Here is a 16,821-nt window from a genome sequence, read left to right on the forward strand (position 1 = left end):
GGGGTACAGGGGGACGCAGTGGACGCTCTGATCATCGTGGTGCTCGGTCTGCTCGGAATCGTCGCGGCCTCGACGCTCGGAGCGCGGATCGGAGTCGCAGCACCGTTGATTCTGGTGATGGCCGGGATCGTTGTCAGCCTCTTACCATTTGTCCCAGCAGTGGACATCGACCCGGAATGGATTCTGGCAGGCGTGCTTCCGCCACTGCTGTACTCCGCCTCGGTCTCGATGCCGTCGATGGAGTTTCGGCGTGAGTTCGGTGCCATCGGTGGGCTTTCCGTTCTGCTCGTGGTCGTGAGTGCGCTTGTTCTCGGTGTGTTCTTCTCCTGGGTGATACCAGGACTCGGTATCTGGTGGGGCATTGCACTCGGTGCGATCGTGAGCCCGACGGATGCCGTCGCGACGTCCATCGTCAAGAAACTCCCGGTCTCGCCGCGGGTGGTGTCGATCCTCGAAGGCGAAAGCCTGCTCAACGACGCCACCGCTCTGGTTCTGTTGCGTACTGCCATCGCCGGGGCCGCCGCATCGGTGTCGCTGTGGAGTGTGTTGGGCAAGTTCGCTTTTGCCGTCGTCGTGGCCGCGGTCATCGGAGTTGTCGTCGGCAAGGTCAACCTGATGGTTCGCGCCCGTGTCACCGATTCGACGGTCAACACGGTCATCTCGTTCACGGTGCCGTTTCTGGCGGCGATCCCCGCCGAAGAGTTGGGTGCGTCAGGATTGGTTGCTGCCGTCGTGGCCGGGCTCGTCACCGGCTACGACGCTCCTCGGAAGCTGTCACCGCGACACCGGTTGTCCGACTCCCAGAACTGGCGCACAGTCGAATTGGTTCTCGAAGGTGCGATCTTCCTGGTGATGGGCCTTGAACTCTCGTCGATAGTCGACGATGTCCGGGTCGACCACGAGGGCATATCCACGGCGGTCTTCGTGGCGGCGGGTGCACTGTTCCTCACGATCTTGGTGCGGGCTCTGTACGTGGCCCCGCTCCTGCGAGCGCTCCAAGCGCGGGCGAATTTTCGTGAACGCATGAAACCCAGACTCTCCGACATCGCGAATCGCCTCGACAATCCCGAGGATTACCCGCCAGACGAACGACGCAGCAGGCGCCGGGCACCTTCGGCGAATCAGATGGAAAGGTTCAAGGTTCGGGTTCGGCGGACGGTTGCCGATATCGACTACTACCTTGCTGCGCCGTTGGGATGGCGTGAAGGCACGATCGTCATCTGGGCCGGCATGCGCGGGGCGGTCACTCTGGCTGCAGCGCAGACTCTGCCGGAAGACACCCCGAGTCGATCGCTCCTGATCTTGGTTGCGTTCCTGGTGGCAGCAGGCTCGTTGATCCTTCAGGGAGGAACGTTGAAGCGCGTCGTAGTGGCGACCGGTCCGGCCTCGCAGGATCTCACCGAATCCGAACTAGACGAGCATCGCAGGTTGCTCGACCTCCTCGAAGATGCTGCTGCGAGTGTCGTTCCGCCAGAGGGTCGGTCGAAGAAGAGGATCCGCCTCGACGTGATCGACGCGCAGCGTCAGGCACTGCTCGACGCACGTGACGATGGCGTGTTCGACGCACGGATGCTCGGATCGGCACTTGCCGCGCTGGATGCCGATCAGATCAGCCTCGAACTCAAGGGCGGTCCGGACGGTTGATCACGTGCACAGTCTCTTTCGAGCGGACGTCATCATTGCCCGCGTGATCACGCCGTGCAGTACCTGAACGGGTGCGAAGTAGATTCGGCCCGCGCGGTTCTTCAGCTCCACGGCGGTGACGACGTGCAGGAGGCCGGCGTCGTTGTCGGCCTGAACCGAGGCGACGAATCGTAGGTGTTTCTCGTCCGCTTCGATGAGGGCCTCGCCGTCGGCGATCTTGTCGACGGCAAAGGTGTCGGGGCGTCCCTTGGCGATGCCGAGCAGTCCGACTATCCGCTCCCTGAGCCAGAACATCGCGAGGACGGGTGCGGGGACATTCCTGACGTCGAAGACTGCCTGCGCCCACTCCTCGGATGTATGGGTCGGAACAGACGGGATGGTGATCGTGGTGGCTTCTGCCCAGTCCGGTGCAGGCATTGCCTTGAAAGCGAGTGTCATTTCGTCCTCCGTACGGTGCCGTATGGAACTTATCCATACGGTACCGTACGGAGGTGACGAATGCCCGCGCCCGACTCTCTCGCGACCAGTGGATCGATGCAGCTTTCCAGGCTCTGGCAAGCCATGGGCCTGATGCAGTTGCAGTGGAAAAGGTGGCGCGCACGCTCGGATCGACCAAGGGTTCCTTTTATTGGCACTTCGCCAACCGCGACGAATTGCTGCAAGCTGCGCTCGGCCGGTGGGAAGTTTTGGCAACCGAGAGACTGATCTCCTCCGTCGAGTCCTCTGGTGAACCGGCGGAGGTGAGGTTGCGTCGTCTGGTGGATTCGGTCACGACCGGATTGGCCGGTCGCCGTGCGGAGTTGGAACTGCTTGCCGGGATCGGCCATCCTTTGGTTTCGGCGGCGGTTCGACGTGTCACCGAGCGTCGAGTTACCTACATCGTGACGTTGTTGGTCGATCTGGGGATGGACAGGCAGAAAGCGGAACATCGTGGCGTACTTGCCTATTCGATGTACCTGGGGCAGATGCAATTGGTACACAGTGCGCCCGATGTGGTTCCTGGCAGCGGTGCGGACGCTCAGGCGCTCGCCGACGAGTTCGTGAACATGGTTCTGGCCAGGTAAGTCCGCCGTCGAACGCAGCGTGATCTGCGCATCACCCTGCGCTTTCAGGTGAGGGACCACACATTGCGCGTAACCCATAGTTACAGATACTTTGAGGTCAGCTGAAGTGGGGTGCCGGATATGTCGACATTTCCCGGAGGCGCAAAACCGTTTCACGACAGGAAGAAAGGTGACTCACCATGAGCGTTGTGCTTATTTCGTTGCTGGTCGCCGCTGGACTCACCGTGCTGGCCACCAGTGACGGTGCCGGTCTGGACTTCGGGAGTCGGCAGCTGAACCGCCAGTTGAAGACCCGCACGCACCGGTAACCCCGGAAATCGGCCGGCTCCACGCGATACTTCGCGGAGCCGGCCGTTTGCGTTGTTCCGGTCAGTTCACTCCGAGATCTACCAGCCAGGCCCGGGTGCTGCGGGCGACGATGCCCAAGGCAACGGCAGAACCCGTCGCGGAGTCGAATGCGACGCTGTCGGCAGATTCGAGTCCCGTGTAGAGCTGGGAAACCCCGGCTGCTGCGCCCCCTCCGATGATCGGCGCAATCGACGCACCGAAGGCATCGGGCGTCACGGCTTCGAAAGTTACCGCGCGCGAGAAGTGTTCGGCGAATGCCTCGGCGAGTTCGATGCCGGTGATCGCCGGAATCTGTCCGATGTCGACCGCGTCCGGTGCTACGTCGAGAGTCAGGGCCGCAACGGCTGCATCAGCGACGTCGAGATGTGAACTCCATGCGACCGCGAGATCGGCACGCAGTGGGTAACGCAGGACCCCTTCGTCTTTCACCCCCGACAGCACGGTAGGCAGAAGAAGATTCTCGAGGAACAAACGCGGGGTCAGGACGGTCACCGCGATACCTTCGGCGCGGAGTCCGTCGACGAGCTCGGAGAGAACGGGTGTGTTGGGACCGGCAAGCGGCGAAGTAGCGTCGCCGGTCACCGTGCCGCTGGTAGAGATCACGAACCGCGAAGGACGTGTCACTCTTGCTGCTGCCAGAACGTTGTGGGCGTAACCAGCTAGCGTCTCGGTGTCACCGGCGAGTGGCAGGTGGAAGAACACCCCGTCTACCCCGCGATAAGCGTCGGCGAGAGAGTCGGCTGACGCATTGTCCGCGACGACGGTGTTCGCACCCTCGAACGTCTGGTCGGGGTTGCGGGTGATTGCTCGGACTTCGGCACCTGTCGATCCGGCGAGAGCCGCGACCAATCCCGCGAGAACGGGAGAACCCTGTGCGCCGGTGGCGCCATGCACTGTGTAAGTCATGACGCCTATAGTTCAGATTGGGAACCAGTTACTTCAAGTGAACTAATGGGGAATCGATGAGTGAATCAGGTCACGTGCTTCCGGAGTGCGGCGTCGCGCGCTTTCTGCTGGTTCTGGACGGACCGTGGGCAACGCTGATCGTTCGTGAGCTCACGCACGGCCCGATGCGCTTCACGGAACTACGACGCGCATTGCCCGGCATCAGTCCCAGGACACTTTCCGCCAGGCTCAAGCGATTCGAGGAGTTCGATCTGGTGACCCGGACTGCCTACGCCGAGGTGCCGCCGCGAGTGGAGTACGAACTCACCGCGACGGGGATGGAACTGCGCTCCGTGCTCGAAGCGATGGTCGAGTGGGCGGATCTGGCACTCCCCGTTTCGTGACCCTGCCCTCAGCGCGGGCCCGAAAGTCCAACCCGCAGAGCGCCGCAGGCCTCGAACATCGCATCTTGACCGGTATGGCCGACACCGGTGGTGTTGACGAAGGCATGGATCAATCCACCGTGACGCCTGAGTGCAACCGGGACTCCGGCCTCTCGCAGCCGGTTCGCGTATTCCTCACCCTCGTCGCGTAGTGGGTCGAAACCGGCGACGGCAACGTACGCGGGCGGTAGGCCGGCCAGGTCCGGAGTGAGCAACGGTGAGACTCGCGGGTCGAGAGCCGAAGCGCCGCCCGACAGGTAATGGGCTGCATACCAGTCGAGTTGGGCGTCGGTGAGAAAGAAGTCGGTGCCGAACATCTTGTGCGAAGGGCGCTTCGACGAAAGGTCCACCCAGGGGAAGAAGAGCAGTTGGAATACTGGTTTGACGTCGTCTTCGGTCGTGGACTGCGCGACGACGGAAGCCAAGTTCCCACCCGCGCTGTCTCCGCCTACCGCAATGGATTTCGGATCTGCACCCAGCTCTGTGGCATGCTCGACGCAGTACCGGAATGCGGCGACGGCGTCATCGACCCCGGCGGGGAACGGGAACTCCGGTGCTAACCGGTAGTCCACCGACAACACACTGACCTCGCCGTGGCGGGCCAGGAAGCGGCACACACTGTCGCCGCTCTCGAGGCTGCCGAGGACGAACCCGCCGCCGTGGAAGTACACCAAAAGTGGAGCGGGCGTTGAGACTCCGGCCGGGCGATACAGCCGAGCCGGAATCGCGTGATCCCCGGCCGGGATCTCGAGGTCACGTACCGTCTCGATGTCGATGGGCGTACCGCCGAACAGTCGCGATTCGGCGTCGATCTGAGCCCGTCCCTCTTCGACCGGAAGATGCTCGAAGCTCGTACCTTCGACCGCTGAGAGCAATCTCAGCGCAAGCTGGATCTCGGGGTGCAGAGTCTGCCCGTCGATCTCCTTCGGCTTGCCACCGAGAATGCGCTGCGCGCCGGTCGGTAAGGCGCCGACGACATCGAGCACCACCCGCGCAACACGATCTTGGACAGACATCTTCTCCGTGGACATACTCGCCTTCCGTCGGCCGATCACCCGTCGCTTGTACGTTACGAAAGAACCGGACAAATATCCAGGAATCTCGGCGCTCGCGGTCAGCTTGCCGGCGTCACCGTGACTGTGACGGGGCCCGCGTCGTCCGCGGTTTCCACTGTGAGAAGCCGGCTTTGGGGGTTCCAGTTCACGATGTCGGCGCCCGCGACGTCGACGCCGCCGGGAAAGCCGCTCTCGGGTAGATAGATCTCGGTCGGTGCCGTTACCGCGGGGTTCGGGGTGAACGTCAGCTGAAGGCGGTCAACGGTCGAGGACCATTCGGTGGGTGTGCCCGCGACGGCACGCGGATACGGCTTGTTCAGGGTGTCGACGAGGAGTGTCTGCGATCCGTCCGGCAGGTACGGGCCCCAAGGACCTGGATCACTGGACCAGTAGGAGACACCCGCGCCGAGGTCTCGGGCGGTCGTGTAGACGCGGTCGATGTAGTCGGTTGCGCCGGGCAGTGTTGTGTCGAGCCCGAATTCGCCGAGAATGATCGGAACGCCGCCGAGTACGTTGCCTGCGATGTGTTCGACGCTGTCGCGCCAGGTGTCGATGGTCGCGTCGGTGAGTGTGCGTGAGAGGCCGGAGTATCCGTCACCGAGGTCGAGGGGCAGCGGGTACAGGTGTGGGCAGTAGGCGATTCGCTGTTCGCCGGCTCGTGGGTCGTTGATCTTCGTGAGCCCGCTGGGGACACCTTGGTTGACGCCGACGGCCTGCGGGGCCACACACACCCAGCTGTCCTGATCAACTTCCCTGATGGCGTTGGTGGTTCGCTGATACAAGGCAGCGAGGGGCCCACCTTCGAAGGCGGGGCCTTGGAGGGAACCGCCCCACGGCTCGTTCATCAGGTCGTATGCCACGACGGTGTCATTGCCTGCAAAACGTTCGGCCACCGCCTGCCAGGCGTTCGCGTAGTGCTCGACCAGTTCGGGATGTTGGCCGGTGGTGTTCCAGAAGTTGTCGAATGCACGCATCACACCGGGTTGGACGTAGTACAGCTCCCACCGGTCTTGAGGGCTGACCGGAAGGCCGTCCATGTAGGTCGCCCAGGCCGGCGCGCCGTTGCCGATGTTGCCGGCGCCGTTGCCACTGTTGCCCTCTGGTGTGATCGCGCCGGAGTAGACGTCTTGATGCATGTCGAGCATGACCTTGTAGCCGCGCTCGGCGTACCAGCTGACTCGGTCCTCGACGCGGTCCAGATATTCCTGGTCGTACTGTCCCGGCTCTGGCTCCACCGAACGCCAGGAGATCAGGAAACGCACGAAATTTGTTCCCATGTCGGCATGTTCGCGCTCGAGATCGGCTTCGGTGAACTTCGGCATGCCGTCGGGTGCGCTCTTTGCGCTCGACGCCGTGTTGAACCCTCGCAGGATCAAGGAGCGCCCGGCGTCGTCGGTCAGGTACGACGGTGGCACCGACGTGCCATCGGCGCTCCCCGACGTGGGCAGGCTGCCCTGAGCCGCGGCAATTCCGCCGCCCAGTATCAGTGAGCCCGCGACTATCAGTGCTGAGAGCGGGATACGACGCACGGAAACTCCTTCTGGGTGTGTGGATGGATTGACTTGTCCGAATGGGGATTCGGCCCTGGGCTTGAACGCTCGGTGTCGATTCACGTCGGTTGGCTTACGCTGGTCCGCCCGTTTTCGATGTGTCCGACGAGCACGCGCTTGAATTCAGGATCTTCGTCGACCGTCACGGCGGCCTGATACCAGCCGTCCACCGAACGCACCGTCCACTGAGAGTGTGCACCGGCAGCGAGTTTGCGTCGGTTTCCGTCCACATTGACCGTCAGTGCACGACTTCCGGAATTGGTCGCCGTCAGTACAAGCGTGCGCGTCCCTGCGTCGACAGTTGTCGAGACGTCGAGCGAAGCTGCCGCACTGTCTGTAGCTCCACTGAACTCGCGCCTGAAACCGTTGGACCCAACAGGTTCAGGCTGTAGACGCGATCCCTGAGCGCAACGGTGTCGTCGACCTCGCCGACGACGTCGTAATGCCGTGGCTCGTCGAACTCACCTGCGTACGGGTACATGGCCAGGTGCGTTGATGCGGCACCGGTATTGACCAGATGGACCGCCAACGAGCCGGTTTCCGGGTTCACCGTCGTGTAGGCGTCGGGTTGATAGGGAAGTGCCCGTGCTGGTCTAGTGCCGTTCTCCTGCAGAGGCATTCTCTGTTCGGTGGGCGGGGTCGGTGTCCACCGCGGTTCCAGCGCCGGAGTGGGTTGCGGGCGCGCCAAAGTCGGTCGACTACGCGGGTTGGCGAAGTCGAACGCCGACGTCAGGTCGCCACTCACCGTGCGTCGCCACGGGTCGATTTCCGGTTGCGTGATTCCGAACCGCGTCTCCAGGAACTGCGTGACGGACGTGTGGTCGAACACTTGTGAACAAACGAAACCGCCAACAGTCCACGGCGAGATGATCGTCATAGGCACCCGCGGGCCGAGACCGAGCGGCTGATTACCGACCCATTCGGCTTCGACCGAGCGCGGCGGTCGAGGTGGCGGTACATGGTCGAAGTACCCGTCGTTCTCGTCGAAGTTGACGATCACGGCCGTCTTCGTCCACAGATCCGGATCGGACGCGATGGCGTCGAGTACTTGATAGAGCAGTGTTGCGCTCGCTGCCGGTGACGAACCCGATGGGTGCTCCGAATCCACCTCGGACGGAACGAGATAGCTGACTTGCGGCAGTCGACCGGACTCGACGTCTTTCCTGAACTCGGCAGCCAGTGTGCCGGGCCGGGATCGGTACAGCGCGCGATCGTAGAGTTGGCGATCAGCAGGCGACAGTTGGTCTGCGGCATTCGCGAGGGCCAGTACCGCTGCGTCCTGGACCGGCGCCGGCATCGACGGCAGGGCGAGATAGAACCCGGCCAAGGTCTGGATTTCGTAGGGGAGCAGGCTCGGCCGGCCAAGCAGCCCTGCCGCCACTTTCTTGAAGGCGGTGAAGTATTCGAGGTTGTTGTCTCCGAAGTTGTCCCACTCCTGGTAGGTCTTCCAGGAAATGCCGGCGGACTGCAACCGCTCGGGGACCGTCGTCCATCCGTAACCGGCGTGCCAGGGGTTGTAGGCCGCGTTGGTTACAGCTCGTCCCCCGGGACCGGGTGGATCCGAAGGCAGGACCGACTCGGTTGGATTCGGCGAAAGTGGCTCGTATCCCGTGTATCCAGAGACCCAATAGTTCCGGTTGGGGCTCGTGGACGTCGGAACGGAGCAGTGGTAGGCGTCGCAGATCGTGAACGCGTCCGCCAGTTCGTAGTGAAAGGGAATGTCTTGCCGGTCGTAGTAGGCCATCGTCGTGCCGGTTTTTGCCGCGATCCAACCGTCGTGCCAGCCGTCGGCGAGTGCGGCATGTCCGCCCGCCCAGCTGTGGTCGAGTCCGGTCACGTTCTGGGTGTCCATGCGTTGCGCCGCAGCCGAATCGCGGATAGGGAAGGGGAGCACAGGACCGGTAGGCCCGGGTTGTTCGAAGACGCTGTTGCCGCCGCGCAGACGCAGCGCATTCGGATCCCCGAATCCGCGAACACCCCTCAGTGCGCCGTAGTAGTGATCGAAAGATCGGTTCTCCTGCATGACGAGGACTACATGCTCGATCGAATCGAGCCCGCCGGAGTTGACGGGTGTCGCCAGTACACGCTGAAGCGACGGCGGGAGAAGGGAAGTAGCGGCGACTGCAGTTGCACCGACCCCGGCGGCGAGAAACGACCGTCGAGAAAGAGAATTCCTGGACACTTGTGCTCCATCGATAAATCAATCAGTTCTATGACCACGGCCGCAACAGGCTGCTGCCGCTGCTCCGAATCGGTGCAGCGGCAACAGCGTCGAGAAGAATTCGATCAGGAACCGAAGAGACCGCCCAGTGAACCGAGGCTGCCCGAACCGCCGTTCCCGCCGTCGTCAGGCGCAGCAGAAACCTTGACGACGGATTCGTCCGACGCGGACTGTGTGAATCCACTTCGCCCGGCGTATGACGCCTTGATCCGATGATCGCCCGTCGATGCGAAAGTGTGCGTCAGTCGCGCCACTCCATCGACTCCGACGACAACGGGCTGTCCGATGGGTTGGTCGCCGTCGTAGAACTGAACCGAGCCCCCGCCGGGGTTGGGGGTGACCGTCGCGGACAGTTCTGCCGCGACATTCTGCTTGGTCGTCGCGGGAGCTGCCAGTGAGGTCGAGGTGGTGACATCGGACGGTGCGGGATCAGACACGGTGACCGTTTGAGCGGATGCCATCGACGGCATGAATCCTGTTGCGCCGGAGTAGTAGGCCGAGACGGCATGAGATCCAGCCGAGGTGAAGGCATGTTCCAGAGTGGCTTTGCCGTCAGCGCCCACCGGGATCGGAGCGCCGATATCTGCAGCGCCGTCCTTGAACTGGAGAGTGCCACCGGCGGGTGTCGGCGTGACCTGCGCCCTCAGCGACACCGATACGCCCGTCTTTGCATCGGTGGGAACGTTCACGGCCGTGTCGGTCTGCTTGACGACAGGTGCGGCAGTCACCGTCACCATCGCCTCGGTCGAGTTGGAACTCTGGAATCCGTTGACGCCCTGGAACGTTGCGGAGACCCGCGCGGTTCCGGCGGTGAAGAAGGTATGCGGTAGCCGGGCAGTGCCGTCGGCACCCGGCGTGACCGGTGTACCGACGTCGGCGCCGTCCACCCGGAACTGCACGTTTCCAGTGACCGGAGCCGGATCCACCTTCGCGACAAGCTCGGTCGGTGTGCTGGCTTGGATCGAGCCGGGCATCTGGATTGTGGTGGTTGTCGGTTGGCTGACGTAGATGGTGGTCAGGGCCTGCCCACCGGCGTTGAGGCCTGAGTTCCTGTTGTCCCGCGGGGAGCAGTTGTAGCGCTCCCAGTAGTTGACTGTGAAGACATCCTTTTCGCGCTGGACGAATGTGAGCGCATTTCGGTCGTCGTCGTAGTTGGCGGAACCGGGATCGGAAACCCTCAGCGAAGGCTTGATCTCGGTACCGGCCGCACCAGCTTTGACCGTGACGTCGACTGCGGGGAGTCGGAACTTGGTGTTGGCACCGACGATGATTCCGTCACTGGATCGAACTGCGGAGGACGGACCGTTTCCGGTGGTTCGATTCGATCCGGAGATACGCAGGTGAGTACCGGATGCAGAGGGATTTCCACCGTCATCGATCTGTGTGACTGTTGGAGTGGCACTGTCGGATCCGAGGCCGTATGCACTGTCAGCCACAAGCTGGGAGCTCACGAATTCGACGCCCGACGGGATGTCGAAGTCGTACTTGATTCGGGCCCAGTGCACGACTCCGCGGCTGGCATGGCCGCCGCTGTTTGTCTTCATCTCGTTCGGCTGCACGCGGTAGGTGACGGTCTCACCTGGTGCCGCGGTGGTCGGCGCGGTGATGGTGACTCCCGAGCCGAGTGTCTCGTTGAACGTGATCGGGCTTGCCACACCGTCCATCTCGCGCACATGGCATGCAGTTGTGAAGGCCACGCTCTTGGTCTCGGGGGCAGCCGAGGCGATCCCGCCGCCGACGATGGAGAACAAGCCGCCGGCCAGTACCGAGACGGTTGCAATCGCAGAGCCGCGTAGGAGTTTCGAGTTCATCGTCGAATCCTGGTTTCTGTTCACAGTTTTCACGACCCGAATCCGGGGGTACCAAGGCTGCCGAGGCTACCGGTGCCAGGCTCGGGCTCGGACGGTTCGACGACGTTGATCGTCACGGCGCCCGACATCGACTCCATGAAACCGGCCGATCCCGTGTAGTACGCCGTGATGTTGTGGTCGCCCGCTGTTGTCATCGTGCGGTTGGCCTTCGCGACGCCGTTGACGACGGCCACCGGAGCGCCGAGGTCAACCCCTCCGTCGCGGAACTGCACTGTTCCTCCCGACGGCCACGGAGTGACCGTTGCCGTCAACTCCACGGAGTCACCGACGACAGCTTTACCGGGTGCGTCGATTCGCGTCTGTGTCTGAGCGAGGCTGGAGTCGACGTTGATCACGGCGAGCGGCCGGCCGCCGGCGTTCAATCCGGCCGAACGATTGTCGCGTGGTGAGCAATTGGTGGTCAGCCAGTATTTGACGCCGCCGAGCAGGGTTTCCTGTTGCAGGAAGGTCAGGTAGTTGGCGGCACTGTCGTAGGAACCGGAGTTGGTGTCGGACACGCGGAGCATGGGCTTGATCTGGGTGCCGACAGCCCCTGACGTGACGGTGACGTCGACTGCCGGGAGCTGGAACGTCTTTCCTCCACCGACCTCGATTCCGCCGCCGCCGTTGTCGTCGGTGTTGGGTCCGTTGCCCGCCGTGATGTTGTTGCCGGAGATACGAAGATGCGTCCCATTCGGATCGGGTGAACCGGCATCGTTCACCCGCGTGATCGTCGGGGCGACCCCACCCAGATTCGAGCTGGTGCCGGCCACGATCTGCGCCCCCACGTAGGAGGTGCCTGCGGGGATGTCGAAATCGAACTTGAGACGCGTCCAGTTCACGACGGACCTGAGGTCGTAACCGTCCTTGGGGACCGTCATCGGCTTGGGCGCGAGGCGGTATGTGAAGGTGGAGTTCGGCGGGACCACGGCCGGCGCACTGATCGTGACGCCGGAATCACGCGTCTCGTTGTGCGTGATCGGTCCGGGGAACTGCCACCCGTGGCACGATGCCGTGAACGGAAGGTCCACATCAGCGGCGGACGAGACTCCGGTTCCGCCGATCACGAGGGCAACGCATCCGGTCAACGACGCGGCCACCCCCACTCCTCGGCGCATCAACGTCGACACCATTCACATTCTCCTTGAGTAGCGCTCGACAAGATCGAGCTCTCGGCTTGAAGCCGGGTCCGGGAACCGGCCTCGAGCTGACAGAGAATCGAATACGTCTCGTCGTTTGCTCACCACCAGCTCAAACCCTGGAGAGGAGTAGAACACAGAGCGAGCCGCAGAATATGCGATTCGGACAAATTGTTGGACAAACGTCCAACCGGTGAAATTTCTCCACTTCTCCGACCGCTCTGCACTGCTTTAACGTGGCGTGAAGTGGGCCCGGTAAACGGTCAGGCGATCGCGCGGCGCATCAGGTCTGCCGTCTCCTTGTTGAATGCGACCAGTGTGACCGTCTCGACCTCGGTCTTCGCCGCGCGAATCGCTGAAACGGCCTGTCGGACGGCATCTTCCTTCGGCCAGCCGTAGACCCCTGCCGAGATCAACGGAAAGGCGACGGTACGGGCGCCGATCGAGTCGGCCACGGCGAGGCTGCGGGTGTACGCCGACCGAAGCAGACCGGAACGGTCCTCGGAGCGCGAATACCTCGGGCCGACGGTGTGAATCACGGCCTTGGCGTGCAGCTTTCCGGCGGTGGTGGCTACGGCCGCACCCACCGGCAGGCCGTCGGGAAGGCTGGTGTTGCGCAATACCTCGCAAGCCTTCAGGATCTCCGGTCCCCCGGCACGGTGGATCGCGCCGTCGACACCGCCGCCGCCGAGGAGCCTGGAGTTGGCCGCATTGACGATGGCGTCGACGGTCAGCGTCGTGATGTCACCTTCGACGACTGTAATAGCGGGCATGGATCCTCCTGTGTATCCGACGGCTGTGTGTCCGACGGACGCGTTTCCGACTGCCGTGTTCCAGAGTTCACGCTTCGGGCGAGCCCACGGCATAGCCGAGCGTACGTCGTAGGGATCACGTCCGATCAACATCGAGTATCGCGCTGCAACCGACGGCGTGCGACTGTGCGCCTGAACGCAATGGAGGAGTACGCGCTTTCCCTCGGCCCGCAACGCCTGGACGGTGCGCGCTGCGTCGTCGAGAACGAACTCGAGGTTGGCGTTGGAATCGTGACCGTCGTCGACCAACCAGAACTCGACGTGATCAGGGGCGACCTGTCGTGTTCCCATGCGGCACAGGCTGACCACGGCGTCGTAGTCTGCAGTGGACACCGCATCGACGCCGCCGAGCATGACGCCGTCGTCGTGCGGGTGCGTCGTCAGGTGGTGGGTTCCGCGAAACCTCGAGTAGTCGAGTTCTGCCGTCGACGGCCATCCGTTCTTGTCGTCGGTACCGCCGCGAGCGGTCTTTATTGCCAGGCGAATCAGATCGGAGGAACGGTATCCCGGCCAGCCATGCATGATTCGGCGCCAACGGGCGGGAACCGCCGACGCTCCCCAGCGGGCGCCGAGGAGGCCACCCGCGATGGCCGCCGTCGTGTCGGTGTCCCCGCCGGCTCTTGCTGCTGCTTCCAATGCGTACTGGAGGTGGCGAGCATCGCCATTGTCCGTGGAAGTGATTGCCCACCAAGCAGTTTGAAGTGCATGCACCACCCAACCGTTCTTGGAGAAGTCCTGCGGGTTCCCGGTTTCGGCCTGATCGAGCAGCGGGCCCCAGTATTCGGCGACGTCCTGATCGGCAACGGAGAGGAAGCCGCGAACACCGTCGAAGTTGCCGGCGACAACGGCATGGCGGATGGCATGGGTCCACAACTCGCACGCCTGTCCGGCACGCGGGTCGTCGTGCGTGAGTGAACTGATCCGGTGCGCTGCCGACCTGGCACCTTCTGCATCGTCCAAGTAGGAGAGGGCGACGGGAGCAGTCCGCATGAGCGAGCCGTTGCCGGCCTTGCGGCCGCTGATCGCCCGCGCACGATCCGCCATCGCCGCTGCGCTTTCGGAGCGGACGGACAACACTGCTCGCGTCTGGTTGCCGATGTCCGCGGGCTTCGAGTCGTACCACCGGATGAACTGTGCTGCAATGGCATCGAGACCGTCAGCGCTTCCGATGTCGATTCCGGTAGCGGCCACCTCGGCGATCGCAACTGCCATCGAGGTGTCGTCGGTCCATTCTCCCGGCGCCCAGTCGAACGGGCCGCCACCGATCATGTCGATCGTGACCTCGGCCTTCGGGTAGGTGAATTCGTAGCCGGCGCCGAGTGCGTCTCCTGCTGCGGTGCCGAGCAGAACGCCGGCCGCTCGATCGGACTGCTGTGCGGTGAGTTTCATAGCCACCTCTTCGGTTCGCGATGATCGTTTGATCAACTTTGCGCTAACCATAGATCATGTTTGAGATAACATGCAAGGGTGAATAAATGGACAGACACGAGCGGCAAGGGATTGACGGACTATCCGCGTCCGTCTGTGGCAGTGGACGTCGCGGTGCTGACGTACAGCGGTGGATCTCTGAAAGTTCTGGTGGTTCGGCACCGTCTCGGTGCGCTGGCGCTACCGGGAACATTTCTGCACGAACGCGAATTGCTCACGGCCGCAGCCGATCGTGCCCTGTCGGTCAAGGCAGAGTTGGCCCAGACGAGCTTCCACCAGTTGGCGATCTTCGACCGACCGGACCGCGACGACCGTGGATGGGTTTTGTCGGTCGCACACACGGCTTGCCTACCGGAATCGGCACTGCCCGATTCGGCGCTTCTCGTCGATGTGTACGACGACGAGGCAGTGAGCGGACTAGCATTCGATCACGCCGACATGGTGCGACTCGCGGTCACGGACCTACGCACGAGGTATGCGTCGTACGTGGATCCGGACGGATTGTCGGGCGGGACGTTCACCGTCGCCGAACTTCGGGGACTCTACGAGGTGATCTTCGATCGTCCGTTCCAGAAGGACAGCTTCCGCCGGCAGGTGTTCGACGCGCTCGAAAGTACCGGCGAGATGAGCAGACCAGGTAACGGCCGACCCGCCGAGACGTACCGGAGGCGGGGTGACGGCGCACTGACTGCGCAGGCAATGGCATTTTTGACCGGATGAAGTGAAACGAATTCTTGCAGTTCTGCTGACCTGACGCGCTGAGCTGGGTAATGTCCGATTGATGGGTGCAGTTTCGAATGAAGCCGAGTCCAAGATTCCGACTGTCGTGTGGGGTACCGGCAACGTCGGGCGTGCATCGATTCGCGCTGTGACAGCCAATCCGGCCCTCGAACTTGTCGGCGTCATCGTTGCGAACCCCGAGAAGGTCGGGCGAGACGCCGGTGACCTCGCCGATCTGGGAGTGCACCTGGGCGTCGCGGCTACCGACGACGCCGATGCCGTGCTCGCAGCGTCTCCCGGCGCGGTGGTCTACGCGGCGTCCGGCGACATTCGGCCCGACGACGCGGTTGCCGACATCACGCGGGCACTGGCCGCCGGAGCTGTGGTGGTCACGCCGTCCGTATATGCGCTGTACGACCCGAAATCTGCGCCTCCCGAACTCCGTGATCCCGTCGAAGCTGCTGCCAAGGCGGGCGGCGGCGCTCTGTTCGTCTCCGGTATCGACCCAGGCTGGGGCAACGACATCCTGCCGATTCTCGTCAGCGGGCTCGCGGGGACAATCGACCAGATCCGGTGTCAGGAAATCTTCGACTACACGACCTACGAACAGCCGGATTCTGTCCGCTACCTGATCGGGATGGGTCAGCCGATGGACTACGAACCTCCCATGGTCGCGCCGACCGTACCCACCATGGTCTGGGGCGGGCAGATTCGGCTCATCGCCCGGGCACTCGGGGTGGAACTCGACGAGATCCGCGAGACCTTGCTGCGCCGCCCGCTCGAGGAAACCGTGTCGACCGAACATATGGGGGAGTTCGCGGTCGGCACCCAAGGCGCACTGCGATTCGAGGTTCAGGGAATCGTCGGCGGGGAACCACTGATCGTGATCGAACACGTCACGCGTATTCATCCGTCCTGTGCCCGCGACTGGCCGCTCCCGCCAGACGGAGGCGACGGCGCGCACAAGGTGATCGTCGAAGGACGACCACGAATCGAGATCAACGTCGAAGCCACCGATGAAGGTGGAAACCGCGCGGCCGGTGGAAATGCCACGGCCGTAGGACGTCTCGTCAACGCAATTCCCTGGCTACGTCAGGCTGAACCCGGTCTTTACGACGCGCTGGACGTTCCGCTCACACCCGGCGTCGGCAAGCTCGGTGCCCGAAACTCGGAGGTACTCGCATGAATATCGACATACCCGAAGGCAAGAACCCGATCGGCTACGTGTGGGGAGAGATGGTCCCCGGCATCGGACCCGCGGCCGCCGGGTTCTCCCAAAAGGTCTACACGGACGGAACTCTCGGCCTCCGTGAGTTCGAGGCGGCCAGGCTCCGGATCGCTCAGATCAACGGGTGCATCTTCTGTCAGGACTGGCGCACCGAGCGTGACGGCGAGACTGTGGAGTCGACGTTCGATCAGGCTGTCACCGACTGGCGCACCACCGATGCCTTCGACGACAGGACACGCCTCGCTGCCGAATACGCCGAGAGATACGCCCTCGACCACCACGGGCTCGACGACGAGTTCTGGGAACGCATGACAGCTCACTACTCCCAGCGAGAAATCGTCGAGTTGAGCATGTGCCTCGGATCGTGGTTGGCCTTCGGCCGGCTCAACCACGTCCTCGGCCTCGATACTCAATGTGTGTTGCCCGGCAACTGA

Annotated in this window: 16 protein-coding genes; 7 read left to right on the forward strand and 9 right to left on the reverse strand. The window is 63.1% G+C overall.

Going from position 1 to position 16,821, the window contains the following annotated elements; all coding sequences use genetic code 11:
* Positions 1-18: 18 nt before the first annotated feature.
* The gene (locus ATN37_RS23100; protein WP_054781195.1) at positions 19-1,644 is read left to right on the forward strand and encodes a sodium:proton antiporter; all 1,626 of its coding nucleotides are present in this window, start codon (positions 19-21) and stop codon (positions 1,642-1,644) included.
* Here the strand turns inward: ATN37_RS23100 and ATN37_RS23105 are convergent, their stop codons facing one another.
* Positions 1,645-2,082 carry a DUF2867 domain-containing protein gene (locus tag ATN37_RS23105; protein ID WP_007730272.1) on the reverse strand — a complete coding sequence of 146 codons (438 nt, stop codon included), beginning with the start codon at positions 2,080-2,082 and terminating at the stop codon, positions 1,645-1,647.
* Positions 2,083-2,135: 53 nt separating this feature from the next.
* On the opposite strand from ATN37_RS23105, the gene ATN37_RS23110 reads away from it, so the two are divergent.
* Positions 2,136-2,708: a TetR/AcrR family transcriptional regulator gene (locus ATN37_RS23110; RefSeq protein WP_218695656.1), complete on the forward strand. Its 573-nt coding sequence runs from the start codon at positions 2,136-2,138 to the stop codon at positions 2,706-2,708.
* A 179-nt stretch (positions 2,709-2,887) separates the two neighbouring features.
* Entirely contained in the window at positions 2,888-3,016 is a 129-nt protein-coding gene (locus ATN37_RS32765; RefSeq protein WP_003943237.1) for a hypothetical protein, read from the forward strand.
* A 61-nt stretch (positions 3,017-3,077) separates the two neighbouring features.
* Here the strand turns inward: ATN37_RS32765 and ATN37_RS23115 are convergent, their stop codons facing one another.
* Positions 3,078-3,962: an SDR family oxidoreductase gene (locus ATN37_RS23115; protein ID WP_054188281.1), complete on the reverse strand. Its 885-nt coding sequence runs from the start codon at positions 3,960-3,962 to the stop codon at positions 3,078-3,080.
* Between the two features lie 56 nt (positions 3,963-4,018).
* Between ATN37_RS23115 and ATN37_RS23120 the strand changes: the two genes are divergently transcribed.
* The gene (locus ATN37_RS23120; protein ID WP_019745900.1) at positions 4,019-4,345 is read left to right on the forward strand and encodes a helix-turn-helix domain-containing protein; all 327 of its coding nucleotides are present in this window, start codon (positions 4,019-4,021) and stop codon (positions 4,343-4,345) included.
* An 8-nt stretch (positions 4,346-4,353) separates the two neighbouring features.
* Here the strand turns inward: ATN37_RS23120 and ATN37_RS23125 are convergent, their stop codons facing one another.
* From ATN37_RS23125 to ATN37_RS23150, 7 genes are all read right to left on the reverse strand, one after another.
* A complete protein-coding gene (locus tag ATN37_RS23125; protein WP_218695657.1) occupies positions 4,354-5,415 on the reverse strand; it encodes an alpha/beta hydrolase in 1,062 nt (353 codons plus the stop codon).
* Between the two features lie 83 nt (positions 5,416-5,498).
* Positions 5,499-6,968 carry a cellulase family glycosylhydrolase gene (locus ATN37_RS23130; protein WP_007730277.1) on the reverse strand — a complete coding sequence of 490 codons (1,470 nt, stop codon included), beginning with the start codon at positions 6,966-6,968 and terminating at the stop codon, positions 5,499-5,501.
* A gap of 80 nt (positions 6,969-7,048) precedes the next feature.
* Complete coding sequence (locus ATN37_RS32770) at positions 7,049-7,261, reverse strand: phospholipase domain-containing protein (RefSeq protein WP_256933501.1); 213 nt, start codon at positions 7,259-7,261, stop codon at positions 7,049-7,051.
* A complete protein-coding gene (locus ATN37_RS23135) occupies positions 7,258-9,171 on the reverse strand; it encodes a phosphocholine-specific phospholipase C (protein WP_308125230.1) in 1,914 nt (637 codons plus the stop codon). Before ATN37_RS23135 ends, ATN37_RS32770 begins: the two co-directional genes overlap by 4 nt.
* A gap of 104 nt (positions 9,172-9,275) precedes the next feature.
* Positions 9,276-11,021, reverse strand: coding sequence for an Ig-like domain-containing protein (locus ATN37_RS23140; protein ID WP_256933469.1), 1,746 nt, complete (start codon positions 11,019-11,021; stop codon positions 9,276-9,278).
* Between the two features lie 29 nt (positions 11,022-11,050).
* On the reverse strand, positions 11,051-12,193 hold the full coding sequence (locus ATN37_RS23145) for an Ig-like domain-containing protein (protein ID WP_218695659.1): 1,143 nt from the start codon (positions 12,191-12,193) through the stop codon (positions 11,051-11,053).
* 269 nt (positions 12,194-12,462) lie between these two features.
* Positions 12,463-14,400 (reverse strand): O-acetyl-ADP-ribose deacetylase, encoded by a 1,938-nt coding sequence (locus tag ATN37_RS23150; RefSeq protein WP_218695660.1) that lies wholly within the window; start codon positions 14,398-14,400, stop codon positions 12,463-12,465.
* 78 nt (positions 14,401-14,478) lie between these two features.
* Between ATN37_RS23150 and ATN37_RS23155 the strand changes: the two genes are divergently transcribed.
* The 3 genes from ATN37_RS23155 to ATN37_RS23165 all read left to right on the forward strand — a co-directional run bounded on the left by ATN37_RS23155 (position 14,479) and on the right by ATN37_RS23165 (position 16,821).
* Positions 14,479-15,159 carry an NUDIX hydrolase gene (locus tag ATN37_RS23155; RefSeq protein WP_003943269.1) on the forward strand — a complete coding sequence of 227 codons (681 nt, stop codon included), beginning with the start codon at positions 14,479-14,481 and terminating at the stop codon, positions 15,157-15,159.
* A gap of 61 nt (positions 15,160-15,220) precedes the next feature.
* Positions 15,221-16,345, forward strand: a complete 1,125-nt coding sequence (locus tag ATN37_RS23160; protein WP_218695661.1) for a dihydrodipicolinate reductase — start codon at positions 15,221-15,223, stop codon at positions 16,343-16,345.
* Positions 16,342-16,821 (forward strand): carboxymuconolactone decarboxylase family protein, encoded by a 480-nt coding sequence (locus ATN37_RS23165; RefSeq protein ID WP_019745891.1) that lies wholly within the window; start codon positions 16,342-16,344, stop codon positions 16,819-16,821. The genes ATN37_RS23160 and ATN37_RS23165 overlap by 4 nt, the downstream gene beginning before the upstream one ends.

The sequence above is a fragment of the Rhodococcus sp. MH15 genome, assembly GCF_019266045.1.
GTDB lineage: Bacteria > Actinomycetota > Actinomycetes > Mycobacteriales > Mycobacteriaceae > Rhodococcus_F > Rhodococcus_F qingshengii.

What these genes read in the sequence shown, in the direction of transcription:
- ATN37_RS23125 (WP_218695657.1), bottom strand. Translation starts at nt 5,415, where the DNA reads ATGTCCACGGAGAAGATGTCTGTCCAAGATCGTGTTGCGCGGGTGGTG.
- ATN37_RS23140 (WP_256933469.1), bottom strand. Translation starts at nt 11,021, where the DNA reads ATGAACTCGAAACTCCTACGCGGCTCTGCGATTGCAACCGTCTCGGTA.
- ATN37_RS23160 (WP_218695661.1), top strand. Translation starts at nt 15,221, where the DNA reads ATGGGTGCAGTTTCGAATGAAGCCGAGTCCAAGATTCCGACTGTCGTG.
- ATN37_RS23165 (WP_019745891.1), top strand. Translation starts at nt 16,342, where the DNA reads ATGAATATCGACATACCCGAAGGCAAGAACCCGATCGGCTACGTGTGG.
- ATN37_RS23150 (WP_218695660.1), bottom strand. Translation starts at nt 14,400, where the DNA reads ATGAAACTCACCGCACAGCAGTCCGATCGAGCGGCCGGCGTTCTGCTC.
- ATN37_RS23115 (WP_054188281.1), bottom strand. Translation starts at nt 3,962, where the DNA reads ATGACTTACACAGTGCATGGCGCCACCGGCGCACAGGGTTCTCCCGTT.
- ATN37_RS23120 (WP_019745900.1), top strand. Translation starts at nt 4,019, where the DNA reads ATGAGTGAATCAGGTCACGTGCTTCCGGAGTGCGGCGTCGCGCGCTTT.
- ATN37_RS23105 (WP_007730272.1), bottom strand. Translation starts at nt 2,082, where the DNA reads ATGACACTCGCTTTCAAGGCAATGCCTGCACCGGACTGGGCAGAAGCC.
- ATN37_RS32765 (WP_003943237.1), top strand. Translation starts at nt 2,888, where the DNA reads ATGAGCGTTGTGCTTATTTCGTTGCTGGTCGCCGCTGGACTCACCGTG.
- ATN37_RS23145 (WP_218695659.1), bottom strand. Translation starts at nt 12,193, where the DNA reads ATGGTGTCGACGTTGATGCGCCGAGGAGTGGGGGTGGCCGCGTCGTTG.